The organism is Curtobacterium sp. MCSS17_006 (assembly GCF_003234215.1).
Taxonomy (GTDB): domain Bacteria; phylum Actinomycetota; class Actinomycetes; order Actinomycetales; family Microbacteriaceae; genus Curtobacterium; species Curtobacterium flaccumfaciens.
On the sequence record NZ_QKSO01000002.1, the window covers coordinates 160,966 to 176,655 of the forward strand.

A 15,690-nucleotide genomic window follows, 5' to 3' on the forward strand; every position below is an offset into this window, starting at 1 on the left:
CGTGATCGAGCCGGTCGACGACCGCACCTGGTACGTCAAGCGCGACCCCGAGGCGTCACCCGAGGCGATCATCGACCGCTTCGGCGGCGGCTACCGACTGCGTCGGTTCTCGCTCACCGAGTCCCGCCGCACCCCGCACGGGGTGTTCACGGGGCCCGAACTGGCCGAGACCGCGTGGTGGCGGCTCCGCGACAGGCCGCGGAACTCATGACGCGCCAAGCCAAAGTCCGGTAGACCGGAGGAATGGCAGACTCGATCCCTCACGTCCTCGTCCTCGGCGGCGGCTCCGCTGGCTACACCACGGTCAAGCAGCTCCAGAAGCACGCGGCCACGGTGCCCATGCGCATCACGCTCGTGGACCAGAACACCTACTACACGTACCTGCCGTTCCTGCCCGAGGTCGCCGGTGGCCACATCGCGCCGAAGGACGTCACCGTCGAGCTGCGCCGTGCACTGCGCAAGACCCGGGTGATCCAGGGCAAGGTCACCGCGATCTCCTCGGCGGACAAGACCGTCTCGATCGCGACCGCCGGCGGCGACGACCGCACCCTCGGCTACGACCACCTCGTCGTCGCCCTCGGTTCCGTCACCCGCACCTTCCCGACCCCCGGGCTCGAGGAGTACGGCGTCGGCTTCAAGAGCGTCGAAGAGGCCGCCTACGTGCGCGCCAAGCTCCTCGACAACATCGCGAAGGCCGCTGCCACCCGCGACGAGGACGAGCGTCGCCGTCTGCTGACCAGCGTCTTCGTCGGCGGTGGGTACACCGGCGTCGAGGCGATCGGCGAGCTCTTCGACGTGTCGCAGGCCGCCATCAAGACCTACCCGTCGCTCGCCGGTGAGCAGCCCCGCTGGGTGCTCATCGACGCCCTCGACCGCGTCGCGCCCGAGGTCGGCCCGGAGCTGTCCAAGTGGACGCTCGAGTCGCTCCGCGCCCGTGGCATCGACGTCCGCCTGAAGACCACCATGCCGAGCGCCGAGGGCGGTGTCGTCAAGTTCTCCGACGGCGACGAGTTCGCCACCGGCCTGCTCGTCTGGACCGCGGGCGTCAAGCCGAACCCGCTCCTCGACGCTTCCGACCTGCCGCGCGGGCCGAAGGGCCACCTCGCCGCGAACGCGAAGCTCCAGGTCGAGGCCGAGGACACCCACCAGGTCGTCGAGGGCGTCTGGGGCCTGGGTGACGTCGCGCAGGTGCCCGACCTGACCGCCGACAAGCAGCCGGCGTTCTACCCGCCGAACGCGCAGAACGCCGTCCGTCAGGCCGTGGTCGCCGCCGACAACATCGTCGCGACCATCACCGGCAAGCCGCTCGAGGAGTACCGCCACCCCTCCATCGGCACCGTCGCGTCGTACGGTGTCGGCAAGGGTGCCGCGAACATCAAGGGCATCAAGATGACCAACCTGCTCGCGTGGTTCGCTCACCGCGCGTACCACGTGTACGCGATGCCGACCCTGAACCGGAAGGCCCGCATCATCATCGGCTGGATCACCGGCGCGGTGTCCGGTCGCGACGCGACCTCCCTGATCAAGGAGACTGACCCGCGACGCAACTTCGTCGAGGCGTCGAAGAGCTAGACGGCCCCAAAGATCGGACGGGAGGCGCGGTGCCAGCTGGCACCGCGCCTCCCGTCCGTCCGTCCGTCAGGTGCGTTCGCACCCACCTGCCGCGCTCCGGCATACTGACTCCCTCGGCGCCCACGGCGACGAGGTCCCGGAAGTCGACCGACACGTGCGCCCCACCACCACCACCACCTCCTCCGTCCGATCGTGCCTCCGATGCGGCGCCGAGCGTCACGACGGCACCGTCCACCGGTGCCCCGGTCCGGCCGACCCGCTCCGCGCCTTCGGCCTCGACGCCGGAGCCCGAACGGTGCTCGAGGTCCTGGGCAGGATCGGGCAGCCCTCCCTGGTCGGCGGAGCAGTCCGCGACGAGCTGCTCCGGGAAGCCGGGCGCGGACCCGCCACCACCGGTGACGTCGACGTCGAGGTGCACGGCACCAGGACCGATGTGGTCGTCGGAGCGTTGCGTGCGGCCGGCGCGATCGTCGTCGAGGCCGGTGCGGGGTTCCCGGTCCTCAAGGTGGTGCTCGACGGATCCCGCGTCGACGTCGCAGTGACGGCGGAGTCCGGTGCGCTCGATCCGGGCACGGTGTCCGCCCTCGGTCGGGACTTCACGGTGAACGCCGTCGCCTGGGACCCCCGGACGAACGTGTTCCTCGACGCGGTCGGTGGGATCGACGATGCCGTCATCGGCGTGCTGCGGCACGCTTCCGAACGCTTCAGAGAGGACCCGCTCCGGGTCTTGCGTGCCGTACAGCTCGTCGCCCGGTTCGACTTCGCCGTGCATCCCGCGACGCTGCGTCTGGCGCGGTCGATCGCGGCACGGTTCGAGTCGATCGCCACCGGGCGGATCTGGCCCGAGATCCGCAAGCTGGCACTCGGCGACCACGTGTCGGCTGCCCTCCGAACGCTGCACGACAGCGGCTGGGAGCGACACCTGCCCGAGCTCGCCGCGGTCCGAGACGTGCCGCAGGACCCCCGGTGGCACCCGGAGGGTCCCGTGCACGTCCACCTCGGAGCGGCGGGGGACGCTGCCGCCCGCGCCTGTACCGCGGACGGGATCCGGGGTGACGACCGGGTCGTCATCGTGCTCGCCGCCGTCCTGCACGACCTGGGGAAGGCCGGCTCCGGCACGCAGGTCCTCGCCGACGACGCAGGTGCGGTCCGCATCCGCAGCCTGGGCCACGAGGTGTCCGGCGCTGCGGCAGCAGCAGCGCTGCTCGGTCGCCTCGGCGCGCCACGCCACATCGTCGAGCGGGTCGTCCCGCTCGTTCGCGAGCACATGGTCCCGCACTCGTCCAACGGCGCGCCACCGTCCGTTCCCGCTGCTCGGCGGCTGTTCCGACGGCTCCGATCGTCCCTGCCCGCGATGGAGTCGTGGGCCCGGGTGTGCGAAGCCGACTCGCAGGGGCGTGGTCCGGGGGCGAGCCGGTCCTCGGCGTGGTCGTGGTTCGACGTCGCGCTCCGGGACCAGGTCGCGCGTCGACCCGTGCGGCTGCTGTCCGGCCGCGACCTCGTCGACGCGGGACTCACCCCGGGGCCGGTGTTCCGCGAACTCCTCGTGGCGTCCGCGGCGGCGCAGGACGACGGCGTCTTCGATGACGTCGCCGGAGCCCGCGCTTGGCTGCGCCGAGCGGTCGACGCACGCCGGTGACGGACGGGAGGCGCGGTGCCAGCTGGCACCGCGCCTCCCGTCCGTCTGTGCGGACGCCCACCGCTTGTCCGCCATCTGCGGTCCTGTGTCCGTTCCAACGTGGCGCGCGTCAGCGTGGACGCGGCGAACGAGAGGAGCGTCCATGCGCGCCATGACGTACCGCGGCCCCTACCGGATCCGCGTCGAGGAGAAACCGGATCCCCGGATCGAGCACCCGAACGACGCGATCGTCCGGGTGGAACGGGCCGCGATCTGCGGGTCGGACCTGCACCTGTACCACGGCATGATGCCCGACACCCGGGTCGGGCACACGTTCGGCCACGAGTTCATCGGGGTGGTCGAGCAGATCGGCTCGTCCGTCGAGACCCTGTCGGTCGGCGACCGCGTGATGGTCCCGTTCAACATCTTCTGCGGCACGTGCTGGTTCTGCGCCCGCGGACTCTTCGCGAACTGCCACAACGTGAACCCGAACGCGACCGCGGTCGGCGGGATCTACGGGTACTCGCACACCACCGGCGGGTACGACGGCGGGCAGGCGGAGCGCGTGCGGGTGCCGTTCGCCGACGTCGGACCGCAGGTGATCCCGGACTGGCTCGACGACGACGACGCCCTCCTCATGACGGACGCACTGAGCACCGGCTACTTCGGGGCGCAGCTGGCGTCGATCCGCGAGGGCGACACCGTCGTGGTGCTCGGTGCCGGGCCGGTCGGACTGTTCTCCGCGGCGTCGGCGTGGTTCATGGGAGCCGGCCGGGTGATCGTCGTCGACCAGCTCGAGTACCGGCTCGAGAAGGCCCGGAGCTTCGCGCACGCCGAGACGATCAACTTCGCCGAGGTCGACGACGTCGTGCTCGAGATGAAGAAGCAGACCGACTTCCTGGGTGCGGACAGCGTGATCGACGCCGTCGGAGCCGAGGCGGACGGCAACTTCACCCAGCAGGTCACCGCCTCGAAGCTGAAGCTGCAGGGCGGGTCCCCGACGGCGCTCAACTGGGCGATCGACGGTGTCCGCAAGGGCGGCACGGTCTCGGCGGTCGGCGCGTACGGGCCGATCCCGAGCGCGGTCAAGTTCGGTGACGCGATGAACAAGGGCGTCACGATCCACACGAACCAGGCGCACGTGAAGCGCCAGTGGCCGCGGTTGCTCGAGCACATCCAGGCCGGGCACTTCAAGCCGAGCGACATCATCACGCACCGCATCCCCCTCGAGCACATCGCCGAGGGCTACCACCTGTTCTCGTCCAAGCTCGACGGTTGCATCAAGACCGCCGTCGTGCCGTGAGGAGGCCCGACATGTCCGACCACACCCCATACATCGCCGATCCACCCCGACGGGTGCCGTCCTCCGAGGAGCTCCGTACCCGCATCCCGGGGTGGGGGAGCGACCTCGACCCGGCGGACCGGCCGTCCGTGCCGAAGCTCTCGCGCTCCGCGGGTGCCGCGACCGGTGCCCACTGGGACCGCCCGCCGCAGCAGGATGGTGCGCACGGCCGGGAGCGCTCGATCGAGCACGCCCACGTGACGCCGGTGTTCGGCACGGCGCAGCCCCTGCACGGGGTCCCCGGGATCGTCCGGCGGTACGCCTACCGGCGGTTCAGCGAGGGGCGCCTGGCGCACTGGATGCTGCTCGTCGTCGGGGACCGCCTGGACGTCGCGACGCACCGGGTGACCGATGCGCTGCGGGGTCGGCCGGACCGGGTGATCAGCGAGACCGGCGTCGCGGCGGAGCGTGGGAACCACCCTGTTGCGTCGCGCCTGGGGTCGAGTCGGTCGGACTGGCGGCACCAGGTGCTCGACCCGATGGTCGCGAACTGGGGCTGGCTGGCGGCCCTCGGCGCCGTCGTGCTGGTGGTGCGGCGGGTGCGCCGCTCGCGCTGACCGCGCGCGGTGCGCGGTGCGGCGTTGCCCGCTCGGTGCGACCTTCTTCCGTCCCACGGAGTGCGCACCCTCGCACCGGCCCGCGGCGTGCGCCCACTGCGGCCTGGAGGCGCGCTGCGGCCCCGCCTCGCGCCTCCAGTCCGCACGTCCCGCGTCCACCCGCGCGCACCGACGCTGAACGGAGAACGCCCTGAGCGAAGCGAGGCGGCGCGGGCGGGGATCGCCCTGAGCGCAGCGAGGTGGCGCCCCAGAGGCGGTGACGCCCTGAGCGCAGCGATGGCGGCACTCGCCGGGAAGACACAACAGAAAATGCCCCCCGACCGAAAGGTCAGGGGGCACGCATTTCCTGTGTCCGAGAGGGGACTTGAACCCCTACGCCCTAATACGGGCACTAGCACCTCAAGCTAGCGCGTCTACCAATTCCGCCACCCGGACAGGGTGTCTGGTGTCTGTTTCCCGGGTTGAACCCGGCGTTCCTGCCGAGAGAAGACACTAGCACGGGTCTGAACGCGCGATGAACACGGTCGCGCATCCCGGGCGAGTCCTGCGCGCGCTGCCCCGGCGACGGGGTCGGTGCCGACCGATACCGTGGAGCCATGACGAACCCGGAGCCCTCCGAGCCGCAGTCCGTGCCCGAGCTCGAGGCCACCGCGGCGATCGCCCGCGACCTCATCCGCATCGACACGACGAACTGGGGTGAGGGGAAGTCCCGTGGTGAGACGGAGGCTGCCCACTACGTCGAGGACAAGCTCCGCGCGCTGGATCTCGAGCCGCAGTTGTTCGAGTCGGAGCCGGACCGGGTGAGCGTCGTGGCGCGTGTGCCCGGCCGGAACCGTGACAAGCCGGCGCTCGTGGTGCACGGGCACCTCGACGTCGTGCCGGCGGATCCGGCGAACTGGTCGGTCGACCCGTTCGGCGGTGTGGTCAAGGACGGATCGCTGTGGGGTCGGGGCGCCGTCGACATGAAGAACATGGACGCGATGATGCTCACGTCGCTGGCCGACGTCATCGAGCAGCACGGTGCGCCGGAGCGTGACCTGGTCATCGCGTACTTCGCCGACGAAGAGGCCGGGGGAGTCCTGGGGTCCCACCACGTGGTCGACCAGCACCCCGAGGTCTTCGCGGGGGCGTCGGCGGCGATCAGCGAGGTCGGCGGGTACTCGATCACGCTCGGTGACCGTCGCGCCTACCTGCTGCAGACCGGCGAGAAGGCGCTCATGTGGGTGAAGCTGATCGCGCGCGGCACCGCTGCCCACGGCTCGCACGTGATCCGTGACAACGCCGTCACGAAGCTCGCGGCGGCGGTGGCCCGGATCGGCAGCGAGGAGTGGCCCGTCCGGCTCTCGGCCACGACGGACGCGATGGTGGCCGAGGTGGCGCGGTTCCTCGGGGTCGATCCGACGGTGACCGGCCCGGACGAGGTCGCGCTGGCCACCGGCTCGGCGTCGCGGTTCATCCACGCCGCGCTGCACACCACGTCGAACCCGACGGTGCTGACCGCCGGCTACAAGCACAACGTCATCCCGGACACCGCCGAGGCCCTGGTCGACATCCGCTGCCTGCCGGGTGACGAGGAGACCGTGCTCGAGCGGGTGCGGGAACTCGCCGGACCCGACGTCGAGGTGGTCATGTCGTTCCGCGACATCGGCCTCGAGCAGGACTTCGGCGGCCCGCTGGTCGACGCCGTCCGCGACGTCCTCGGCCGGCACGACCCGGGCGCACCGGTCCTGCCGTACCTGCTGTCCGGCGGCACCGACAACAAGGCGCTCTCGACGCTCGGCATCGCCGGGTACGGGTTCGTGCCGCTGCAGCTGCCCGCCGGTGTCGACTTCCCCGCGATGTTCCACGGCGTCGACGAGCGGGTGCCGCTCGACTCGCTGGCGTTCGGTCGGCGGGTGCTCGGCGACCTGCTCGCCACGTACTGATATTGTTCATGGTCGCCGTCGTGGCGGTGCCCTGACCGACCTCCCCCCGAAAGGCCCGTGCGATGCACATCCTCGAGGCGATCTTCCTCGGCTTCGTCCAGGGGCTCACCGAGTTCCTGCCCGTGTCCTCCAGCGCGCACCTGCGCATCGTGGGGCTCTTCCTGCCCGACGCGAAGGACCCCGGCGCGGCCTTCACCGCGGTGACGCAGCTCGGCACCGAGACCGCGGTGCTCATCTACTTCTGGAAGGACATCACCCGGATCATCGGGCGGTGGTTCCGGTCGGTGGTCAAGCGTGACGTGCCGAGGGGCGACCCCGACGTCCGGCTCGGCTGGCTGGTGATCCTCGGCACGATCCCGATCGGGGTCGCCGGGCTCCTGCTCAAGGACTCGATCGAGACCACGTTCCGGTCCCTCTGGATCGTCGCGATCGTCCTCATCGTGTTCGGTGTCGTGCTCGGGGTGCTCGACCGTGTCGGCCGCAAGGAGCGCCGGATCGAGCAGATGACGTTCCGCGGTGGTCTGCTCATCGGCCTGGCGCAGATGCTCGCCCTGGTCCCCGGAGTGTCCCGTTCCGGCGCGACGGTGTCGATGGGCCTCGCCCTCGGGTACACCCGACCCGCCGCCGCGCGGTTCGCGTTCCTGCTGGCGATCCCGGCGGTGTTCCTGTCCGGGTTCTACGAAGCCGCGACGAGCCTCGGCGACCACGGCTCGCCGTTCGGACTCGCCGACACGCTCATCGCCACCGTCGTCGCGTTCGTGGTCGGGTTCGTCGTGATCGCGGCGTTCATGAACTACATCAGCAAGCGCAGCTTCATGCCGTTCGTCGTCTACCGGATCGCACTCGGTATCGTGCTCATCGTGTTGTTGTCGCTCGGAGTGATCCAGCCGTGAGGGCCTGGCAGGCCCCATCCGTCCCCGACGTCCCCGGCGCCGCGCCCCGACCGGTCGTCCACGACACCGCAACGGGCAAGCCGGTGGACCCCGCCCGCGACGAGGACCGTGCTGCGCTGTACGTCTGCGGCATCACGCCGTACGACGCCACGCACCTCGGCCACGCGGCGACCTACCTGGCGTTCGACACGCTCGGCCGTGCCTGGCGTGACGCGGGGCTCGACGTCGAGTACGCGCAGAACGTCACCGACGTCGACGACCCGCTGCTCGAGCGTGCCGCCCGCGACGGCGTCGACTGGCGTGCCCTGGCGGCTGAGCAGGTCGACCTGTTCCGCCGCGACATGGAGTCGCTCCGGATCCTGCCGCCGGACGACTTCGTGGCCGTCACCGACGAGGTCGAGCGCGTCGCCGAGGCGGTCTCGTTCCTGCAGGAGTCCGGCTACGCGTACGAGGTCCCGACCGACGGCGCCGAGGGCGACGACCTGTACTTCGACGTGAACCGCCCCACCGACGCGTGGACCCTCGGTGACGAGAGCGGCCTGGACCGCGAGACGATGCTCGCCCTCGCTGCCGAACGCGGCGGCGACCCGGAACGTCCGGGCAAGCGTGATCCGCTCGACCCGCTGCTGTGGCGCGCCGCGCGCGACGGCGAACCGGCCTGGGACACCGAGATCGGCCCCGGTCGCCCCGGCTGGCACATCGAGTGCAGCGTCATCGCCGGTGACCGCCTCGGGCTGCCGATCAGCGTGCAGGGCGGCGGGAGCGACCTGGTCTTCCCGCACCACGAGATGAGCGCCGGGCACGCTGCTGCCCTCGCGCACCAGCCCCTCGCGAACGCGTTCGTGCACACCGGGATGATCGCCTACCAGGGCACCAAGATCTCGAAGTCGCTCGGCAACCTCGTCACCGTGCGCGGGCTGCTCGACGACGGCGCCGACCCCCGTGCCATCCGGCTCGCACTGCTGTCGCACAAGTACTCCGACGACTGGGAGTGGTTCGACACCGAGCTGACGAGCGCCCAGACGCGGCTCGCCGGCTGGGACGCCTGGGCCTCGGGAGCCTCCGCCGGGCACGCCGACGACGCAGCGGACGTCGCGGCACGCATCCGCGCGCGGGTCTCCGACGACCTCGACACCCCCGGTGCCGTCGCCGCGGTCGACACGGCGATCGCCGGTGGCACGGCGTGCACGCAGGAGCTCCTCGACCTGATCGACGCGCTGCTCGGCATCCGCCTGGCCTGACCTGCGCGGACGCGACACGCCGTATGCCCGGCGACGAGGGGTCAGAAACTGTCGCGCGGACGGGCCGCAGCCGACAGTTCGCAACCACTCGCCGGACGTGAGCGGGGTGTCGTGACCGTTCGCGGTCGCCGGACGGGAGGCCCGTGGCGGCCCTGCCCCGTGCCTCCCGTCCGCGGAGTGGTCGCGACACGTCGGGTGCGCGCTGCCGAGGGGGCAGGAACTGTCGCCTGGGCGGTCGGCAGCCGACAATTCGTGACCACTCGCCGGACGTGAGCGGAATGTCGTGACCGCGCGCCCCCCACGGACAGGAGGCACGGTGCCAGCCGGCACCGTGCCTCCTGTCCGTCAGCAGGTGACGGCTACTGCTGGGGCCGCCACGGCCCTTCGCCACCGGCGGTGCCGCCGTCCTTGCCATCCTTGCGCTCACGGCGACGGAGGTACTGCTCGAACTCCTGCGCGATGGCGTCGCCCGAGGCCTCGGGGGAGTCGACGGTGTCGCGCGCCTGCTCGAGCTGCCCGATGTAGGACGCCATGTCCTCGTCGTCGGCGGCGAGGGCGTCGATGCCCTCTTCCCACTCGGTTGCGTCGTCGAGCAGCGACCCGCGGGGCACCGTGACGTCCGTGAGCTCCTCGATCTTGTCGAGCAGCGAGAGCGTGGCCTTCGGCGAGGGCGAGTTGTGCACGTAGTGCGGCACCGATGCCCACAGGGACAGCGTGGTCAGCCCGGCCTTGTCCATCGCGTCGGCGAGGACCCCGAGGATGCCCGTCGGGCCCTCGTACGAGGACTTGTCGACGTCGAAGGCGGCGCGGACCCCGGCGTTCTCGCTCGACACGAACACCGAGATCGGCCGGGTGTGCGGGACGTCGGCGAGCATCGCACCGACGAAGACGACGGCGTCGATCGAGTAGACGTCCGCCAGGTCGATGATCTCCGAGCAGAAGCCCCGCCAGGTGCGCGAGGGTTCCGGGCCGACGAGGACGAAGACGTCACGGTCGGTGGGGGAGCCGGTGGCGCCGATCACCGGACGGCCCTCGGCACCGGGGCCGTGCAGCACGATCCGGGGCCACTGCACGCCGCGGTCGCCGTTGTCGTCGGTGCCGACGGTGGGCCGGTTGAACTGGTAGTCGACGTACCGCTCGCCGTCGAGTTCGCGCAGCTCGTCGAGCCCGAGCGACTCGACGATGCGACGCGCCAGACCGCTCGCGGCCTCGCCGGCGTCGTTCCAGCCCTCGAAGGCGACGACGAGCAAGCGACCGTCGCTGAAGGGGGAGTGCTGTGGCACGGAGCGGACCTCCTGGTGGTGGAGCGGAGCGGGGCGGGAGCGATGCCCCCGGCCGGACACGATTCAGGCATCCACTGTAGGCCCAGGGGGTGTCGGCGCACGCGCGCGTCCGCGCCCAGCGGAACGGCCCCGGTAGACTCGTCGCCCGTGACCGCGCATCCTCCTGCCCTCGTCCCGCCCGCAGCCGTGCTGTGGGACATGGACGGCACGATCATCGACACCGAGCCGATCTGGCAGCGGTCCCAGGTCGACCTGACGAACCGCTACGGCGCCGAGTGGACCCACGAGGACGGCCTGTCCCTGGTCGGGTCCGGCCTCGAGCGGTCCGGTGAGCTCCTGCGCGCCAAGGGCGTCGACATGGAGGTCGAGGAGATCATCCAGTGGATGACCGACTACGTGATGGAGCACCTGCGCGCCGGCGAACTGCCGTGGCGGCCGGGTGCCCGTGAGCTCGTCGAGGAGCTCCACGCCCGCGGCATCCCGACCGCCCTGGTCACGATGTCCCGTCGCAAGATGGCGCTCGTCGCCGCCGAGGCCCTGGGCGAGCGTGGCTTCCGCGTCGTCGTCGCCGGCGACGACGTCGACCGCCCGAAGCCGTTCCCGGACGCGTACCTGTCCGCCGCCGCGCAGCTCGGCGTCGAGCCCACCGCGTGCGTCGCGATCGAGGACTCCGCCACCGGCGTCGCGTCGGCCGTCGCCTCCGGCGCCGTCACGGTCGCCGTCGAGCACATCGTCCCGCTGTCCGAGATCGCCGGCGGCGACGTGCACCTGACCACCCTGGCGGGCGTCGACGTCGACCGGCTGGTCGAGTTGACGACGCCGGCACTGGCCGCACGGGCTGCGCACTCTGGAGGCGCGGTGCCGGGCCCGGCGCACGCTGCGGACACCGAAGGGGTCACCCGATGAGCCACACCGACGACGCACGCGACGAGGCGGACGCGAGCCGCGCCTCCAGTCCGACCGCGGACCCGACCGCAGCCCTCCCGCACACCGCGGGCGGTGCACCGCACACACCGCCGCGCGGCCCGTTCCGGGCCGGCGACCGCGTGCAGCTGACCGGTCCGAAGGGCAAGCTCACGACGCTGTCGCTCGAGACCGCGGGTGAGTACCACACGCACCGCGGGGTGCTCCGGCACGACGACGTCATCGGCCAGCCCGACGGCTCCGTCATCCGGGCGAGCACCGGTGACGAGTACCTCGCGCTCCGTCCGCTGCTCAACGACTACGTCATGTCGATGCCGCGTGGTGCCGCGATCGTCTACCCGAAGGACGCGGCGCAGATCGTGGCCTTCGCGGACGTCTTCCCCGGGGCCCGCGTGGTCGAGGCCGGCGTCGGCTCGGGGGCGCTGTCGCTGTTCCTGCTCCGCGCGATCGGCCCGACCGGGCAGCTGCAGTCGTTCGAGCGCCGCGAGGAGTTCGCGGCCATCGCGAAGGGCAACGTCGGCACCTTCCTCGGAGCCGTCCCGGACAACTGGTCCGTCACGGTCGGTGACCTGGTCGAGTCGCTGCCCGACGCGACCGAGCCGCAGAGCGTCGACCGCGTCGTGCTCGACATGCTCGCGCCGTGGGAGTGCGTGGACGCCGCCGCCGACGCACTCGTGCCCGGTGGACTCATCGTCTGCTACGTCGCGACCGTCACGCAGCTGTCCCGCACGGCCGAGGCCCTCCGCGACACCGGACGCTTCACCGACCCGATGCCGAGCGAGACCCTGGTGCGCACCTGGCACGTCGAGGGCCTCGCCGTCCGCCCGGACCACCGCATGGTCGGGCACACCGGGTTCCTCATCACGGCACGACGCCTGGCCGACGGCACCGTGCTGCCGAACCTGAAGCGCCGCGCGGGCAAGGCGGAGTTCTCGGACGAGGACATCGAGGCCTGGACCCCCGGCGCCGTGGGCGAGCGGGCGACGAGCGACAAGAAGCTCCGCAAGGTGGCTCGGCAGTCTGCGGCGCAGGCGCGCAAGGTCGCGGCGGCCGAGGCGTCGTCGGCGGTGGACGGTGCTGTGGCTCCGTCCGAGGGCGCTGTGGCTTCGTCGGATGCCGCTGCGGCTCCGTCCGATGTCGCTGCGGCTCCGTCCGGGGCCGTCGAGGACGAACGGTAGGCTGACGGCGTGCCCGTCCTGCATCGAACGGAAAGAGGGTCCGTGCGCACCATCCCCGCACTCCTGGTCACCATCGGTCTCGCGGTGTCCCTCACCGCCTGCGCCTCGAACGGTGCCGGCACCACGCCCTCGAGCTGTGCCGCTCCCGGCGCCGCGTCCGAAGCGGTGACCGCCACCGGCAAGTTCGGCTCGGAGCCGAAGGTCAACGTGCCGAAGGGCCTGACCACCAAGGGCACCCAGGTGTCCGTGCTGCAGCAGGGTTCCGGTCGCACGATCGACGACGGCACCCCCGTCCTGGTCGAGTACACCCTGGTCGACGGCTCCACCGGCCAGGTCGCCCAGACGAGCGGCTACTCGGGCCAGACTGCACCGATCACCGCCGGTGCGAGCAACTACGGGGCCCTCGGTGCCTCGCTCCAGTGCGCCCGCGTCGGTGACCGCCTGGCGGTGGCCCTGCCGAAGAGCGCCCTGAGCAGCACCGGCGGCACCGCAGGCAGCTCCTCGTCGAAGAAGACCGAGGACGCCGTCATCGCCGTCATCGACGTCAAGCGCGCGTTCGACGCCCGTGCCACCGGCACCCCGCAGCTCGCCGGCGACAAGATGCCGGCCGTGGTGCTCGCGCCCTCCGGCGCCCCCGGCATCACGATCCCGTCGTGGAGCGCGCCGAAGTCGAACGAGACGCACCTGCTCCGCAAGGGCGACGGTCGCGAGCTCACCGCGAAGGACACCGCGGTCATCAAGTACACCGCCGTCACCTGGGGTGCAGACCCGTCCGTCGCCGGCTCCAGCTGGACCGACGGATCCGGCGCGCAGGCCATCCCGCTCACCAAGGGCCAGGTCGACGAGGGCGTCCGGTCCGCCATCGTCGGGCACCACGTCGGCGACCAGGTCCTGGCCATCGTCAACCAGCAGGGGACCGCGTACGCGTACGTGATCGACGTCCTCGGGGCGATCTCGAACTGACCCGGTCCGACCGTCCACGGACCGCGGCGCGGGTGCACTCCGGTGCACCCGCGCTGCCGTAGGATCGGCTCGTGCCAGCGACCCGTGTGCCCCGTGTGCCCGCCGAGGAGCGCCTGTTCAGCCTCGTGCTCGCGCTGCTCTCGACGGAGTCCGGGCTGACCAAGGCCGAGATCCTGGCCAACGTGCAGGGGTACCGGCAGCGGTTCTCGACCGGTGGCGACAACGCCTCGCTCGAGCGCCAGTTCGAACGCGACAAGGACGACGTGCGCGAGCTCGGCATCCCCCTCGAGACCATCGAGACCCCGGGCGCCGCGGGCAACAACCAGACGCTCCGGTACCGGATCCCGAAGGGTGAGTACGACCTGCCCGTCGACGTCCGATTCACCCCGGACGAGTCCGCGTTGCTCTCCCTGGCCGCGATGGCCTGGCGTGAAGGCGCACTGTCCGCGGACTCCCGCCGTGGCCTGCTGAAGGTCCGCTCGGCCGGCGCCGAGGACGACGACGGTGCCCTGCAGCTCGGGGTCGACGCCTACGCCCCGCGGCTCCGTGCCCGGGACGCCTCCTTCGAGCCGCTCCGCTCCGCGCTCGACCGCGGCGCCGCAGTTCGCTTCGACTACATCACGCCGGGGCAGCACGACGCCCGTCGGCGCGAAGTGGCTCCTCTCGCCCTGGTGCAGCACGGCGGCCGGTGGATGCTCGCTGCCCACGAGTTCGCGACGGACTCGGACAAGAACTACCTGCTGGCCCGCATCGTCGGACCGGTCACCCAGTACGAGGTCGGGCAGCACACCGCTCCCGTCGGCGCGGGGGAGCGCACCCTCGCCGAGCTCGAGCGGATCTGGGCCGAGCGCACCGCGCGCATCGCCGTGACGCCGGGTTCCGACGCCGAACGCCGACTGACCCGTCGCCGCGACACCGAGACCGACGCCGACGGCGCGCTCGTGCTGCACCACGTCGACCCGCAGATCCTCGCCGAGGAACTCGCCGCCTTCGGGCCCGAGGTCCGGGTGCTCGAGCCCGACGACCTGCGGGCACGGGTCGACGAGCGCCTCCGTGCACTCGTGCGCGACCACACTGACGACGACCCTGCCGCAGCCCCCGGAGAGGACCCCGTTCGTGGCTGACGCCCAACCCCTGCAGGCGCAGGACAAGCTCGCGTTCCTGCTCGCCCTGGTGCCGTACCTGATCGACCGCGAGCGGGTCTCGGTCGCCGAGGCAGCTCGGCACTTCGGTGTGCCCGAGGCCCGCATCCGGCGTGCCGTCGAACTCATCGCGGTCTCCGGGGTGCCTGGCGAGACGATGCAGTACCAGCACGGCGACCTGTTCGACATCGCCTGGGACGACTTCGACCAGAACGACATGATCGTGCTGACCAACCTGGTGGCGATCGACGACTCACCGCGGCTGTCGGCTCGTGAGGCGTCGGCGCTCATCGCCGGTCTGCAGTACCTCTCCGCCCTGCCCGAGGCCGCCGACCGTGACGCGATCCGCGCGCTCATGGCCAAGCTCTCCCGCGGTGCCGGGGGAGCGGCGTCGACCGTCGCCGTCGGGCAGGACCTGCACGACGTCGCCCTCGCCACCATCCGCCGGGCGATGTCCGACGGCCGCGGCCTGGTCTTCGAGTACGCCGGACCGCGCACCCAGGGTGGCACCCGACGGGTCGACCCGCTCCGGGTCGAGTCCATCGACACCGACTGGTACCTGCGCGCGTGGGACCTCGACCGGCAGGCGCTCCGGACGTTCCGGCTCGACCGGATGTCCGAGGCCCGGGTCGACGACCGCCCGGCCGAGAAGACGATCGACCAGGTCGTCATCCCGGACACGCTGTTCCAGCAGGCCGCCGACGACGTCATCGTCACGGTGGAACTCGACTCGACGTCGCTGCCCCTGGTCGCCGACTTCCTGTCCGACACAGCCGACGCGCCCGACTCCGACGGACGTGTCCGCATCCGGCTCGCGGCGTCGCACGGGTTCGACGGGGTGGTCCGGCTCGTCGCGGGGTTGCCCGGTCGTGCCGTGGTGCTCGACCCGCCCGCCGCTCGTGACGCCGTGCGCGACTTCGCGGCCGCGGCCCTCGCCGCGGGCTGACGTCTGCCGCGGCGGCTCGTCCGATCGCTGCACGTCCCGACCCGGTACGCCCGTTCTCGTTGGGTATGCCCGATCTCGCTAGAGATGCCCGATCTCGCACGGTGGA

14 protein-coding genes and 1 tRNA gene are annotated in these 15,690 nt (G+C 71.7%); 13 read left to right on the top strand and 2 right to left on the bottom strand.

The window, feature by feature from the left end; translation table 11 throughout:
- Window position 1: 1 nt before the first annotated feature.
- From DEJ21_RS02960 to DEJ21_RS02980, 5 genes are all read left to right on the top strand, one after another.
- The gene (locus tag DEJ21_RS02960) at window positions 2-211 is read left to right on the top strand and encodes a hypothetical protein (RefSeq protein WP_017887301.1); all 210 of its coding nucleotides are present in this window, start codon (window positions 2-4) and stop codon (window positions 209-211) included.
- Between the two features lie 32 nt (window positions 212-243).
- Window positions 244-1,572 (top strand): NAD(P)/FAD-dependent oxidoreductase, encoded by a 1,329-nt coding sequence (locus DEJ21_RS02965; RefSeq protein ID WP_111223647.1) that lies wholly within the window; start codon window positions 244-246, stop codon window positions 1,570-1,572.
- A gap of 154 nt (window positions 1,573-1,726) precedes the next feature.
- The gene (locus tag DEJ21_RS02970; protein ID WP_146247687.1) at window positions 1,727-3,211 is read left to right on the top strand and encodes an HD domain-containing protein; all 1,485 of its coding nucleotides are present in this window, start codon (window positions 1,727-1,729) and stop codon (window positions 3,209-3,211) included.
- A 142-nt stretch (window positions 3,212-3,353) separates the two neighbouring features.
- Window positions 3,354-4,493 (top strand): zinc-dependent alcohol dehydrogenase, encoded by a 1,140-nt coding sequence (locus tag DEJ21_RS02975; protein ID WP_111223649.1) that lies wholly within the window; start codon window positions 3,354-3,356, stop codon window positions 4,491-4,493.
- 11 nt (window positions 4,494-4,504) lie between these two features.
- Complete coding sequence (locus tag DEJ21_RS02980; protein ID WP_111223650.1) at window positions 4,505-5,089, top strand: hypothetical protein; 585 nt, start codon at window positions 4,505-4,507, stop codon at window positions 5,087-5,089.
- 349 nt (window positions 5,090-5,438) lie between these two features.
- On the opposite strand, the gene DEJ21_RS02985 is transcribed toward DEJ21_RS02980, so the two are convergent.
- Window positions 5,439-5,524: transfer RNA gene (locus tag DEJ21_RS02985), tRNA-Leu, on the bottom strand.
- 161 nt (window positions 5,525-5,685) lie between these two features.
- On the opposite strand from DEJ21_RS02985, the gene DEJ21_RS02990 reads away from it, so the two are divergent.
- From DEJ21_RS02990 to mshC, 3 genes are all read left to right on the top strand, one after another.
- A complete protein-coding gene (locus tag DEJ21_RS02990; protein WP_111223651.1) occupies window positions 5,686-7,014 on the top strand; it encodes a M20/M25/M40 family metallo-hydrolase in 1,329 nt (442 codons plus the stop codon).
- 62 nt (window positions 7,015-7,076) lie between these two features.
- Window positions 7,077-7,907, top strand: a complete 831-nt coding sequence (locus tag DEJ21_RS02995) for an undecaprenyl-diphosphate phosphatase (protein ID WP_111030121.1) — start codon at window positions 7,077-7,079, stop codon at window positions 7,905-7,907.
- Window positions 7,904-9,148 carry a cysteine--1-D-myo-inosityl 2-amino-2-deoxy-alpha-D-glucopyranoside ligase gene (gene mshC / locus DEJ21_RS03000; protein ID WP_111223652.1) on the top strand — a complete coding sequence of 415 codons (1,245 nt, stop codon included), beginning with the start codon at window positions 7,904-7,906 and terminating at the stop codon, window positions 9,146-9,148. The genes DEJ21_RS02995 and mshC overlap by 4 nt, the downstream gene beginning before the upstream one ends.
- A 359-nt stretch (window positions 9,149-9,507) precedes the next feature.
- Here the strand turns inward: mshC and DEJ21_RS03005 are convergent, their stop codons facing one another.
- On the bottom strand, window positions 9,508-10,431 hold the full coding sequence (locus DEJ21_RS03005; RefSeq protein ID WP_027465645.1) for a proteasome assembly chaperone family protein: 924 nt from the start codon (window positions 10,429-10,431) through the stop codon (window positions 9,508-9,510).
- 147 nt (window positions 10,432-10,578) lie between these two features.
- Between DEJ21_RS03005 and DEJ21_RS03010 the strand changes: the two genes are divergently transcribed.
- The 5 genes from DEJ21_RS03010 (at window position 10,579) to DEJ21_RS03030 (ending at window position 15,584) form a co-directional block, all read left to right on the top strand.
- Window positions 10,579-11,337: an HAD family phosphatase gene (locus DEJ21_RS03010; RefSeq protein WP_258374856.1), complete on the top strand. Its 759-nt coding sequence runs from the start codon at window positions 10,579-10,581 to the stop codon at window positions 11,335-11,337.
- The gene (locus DEJ21_RS03015) at window positions 11,334-12,533 is read left to right on the top strand and encodes a tRNA (adenine-N1)-methyltransferase (protein ID WP_111223653.1); all 1,200 of its coding nucleotides are present in this window, start codon (window positions 11,334-11,336) and stop codon (window positions 12,531-12,533) included. Before DEJ21_RS03010 ends, DEJ21_RS03015 begins: the two co-directional genes overlap by 4 nt.
- A 42-nt stretch (window positions 12,534-12,575) precedes the next feature.
- Window positions 12,576-13,496, top strand: coding sequence for an FKBP-type peptidyl-prolyl cis-trans isomerase (locus DEJ21_RS03020; protein ID WP_111039362.1), 921 nt, complete (start codon window positions 12,576-12,578; stop codon window positions 13,494-13,496).
- 71 nt (window positions 13,497-13,567) lie between these two features.
- The gene (locus tag DEJ21_RS03025) at window positions 13,568-14,620 is read left to right on the top strand and encodes a YafY family protein (RefSeq protein WP_111223654.1); all 1,053 of its coding nucleotides are present in this window, start codon (window positions 13,568-13,570) and stop codon (window positions 14,618-14,620) included.
- Window positions 14,613-15,584, top strand: a complete 972-nt coding sequence (locus DEJ21_RS03030; protein ID WP_111031702.1) for a YafY family protein — start codon at window positions 14,613-14,615, stop codon at window positions 15,582-15,584. Before DEJ21_RS03025 ends, DEJ21_RS03030 begins: the two co-directional genes overlap by 8 nt.
- Window positions 15,585-15,690: the final 106 nt, after the last annotated feature.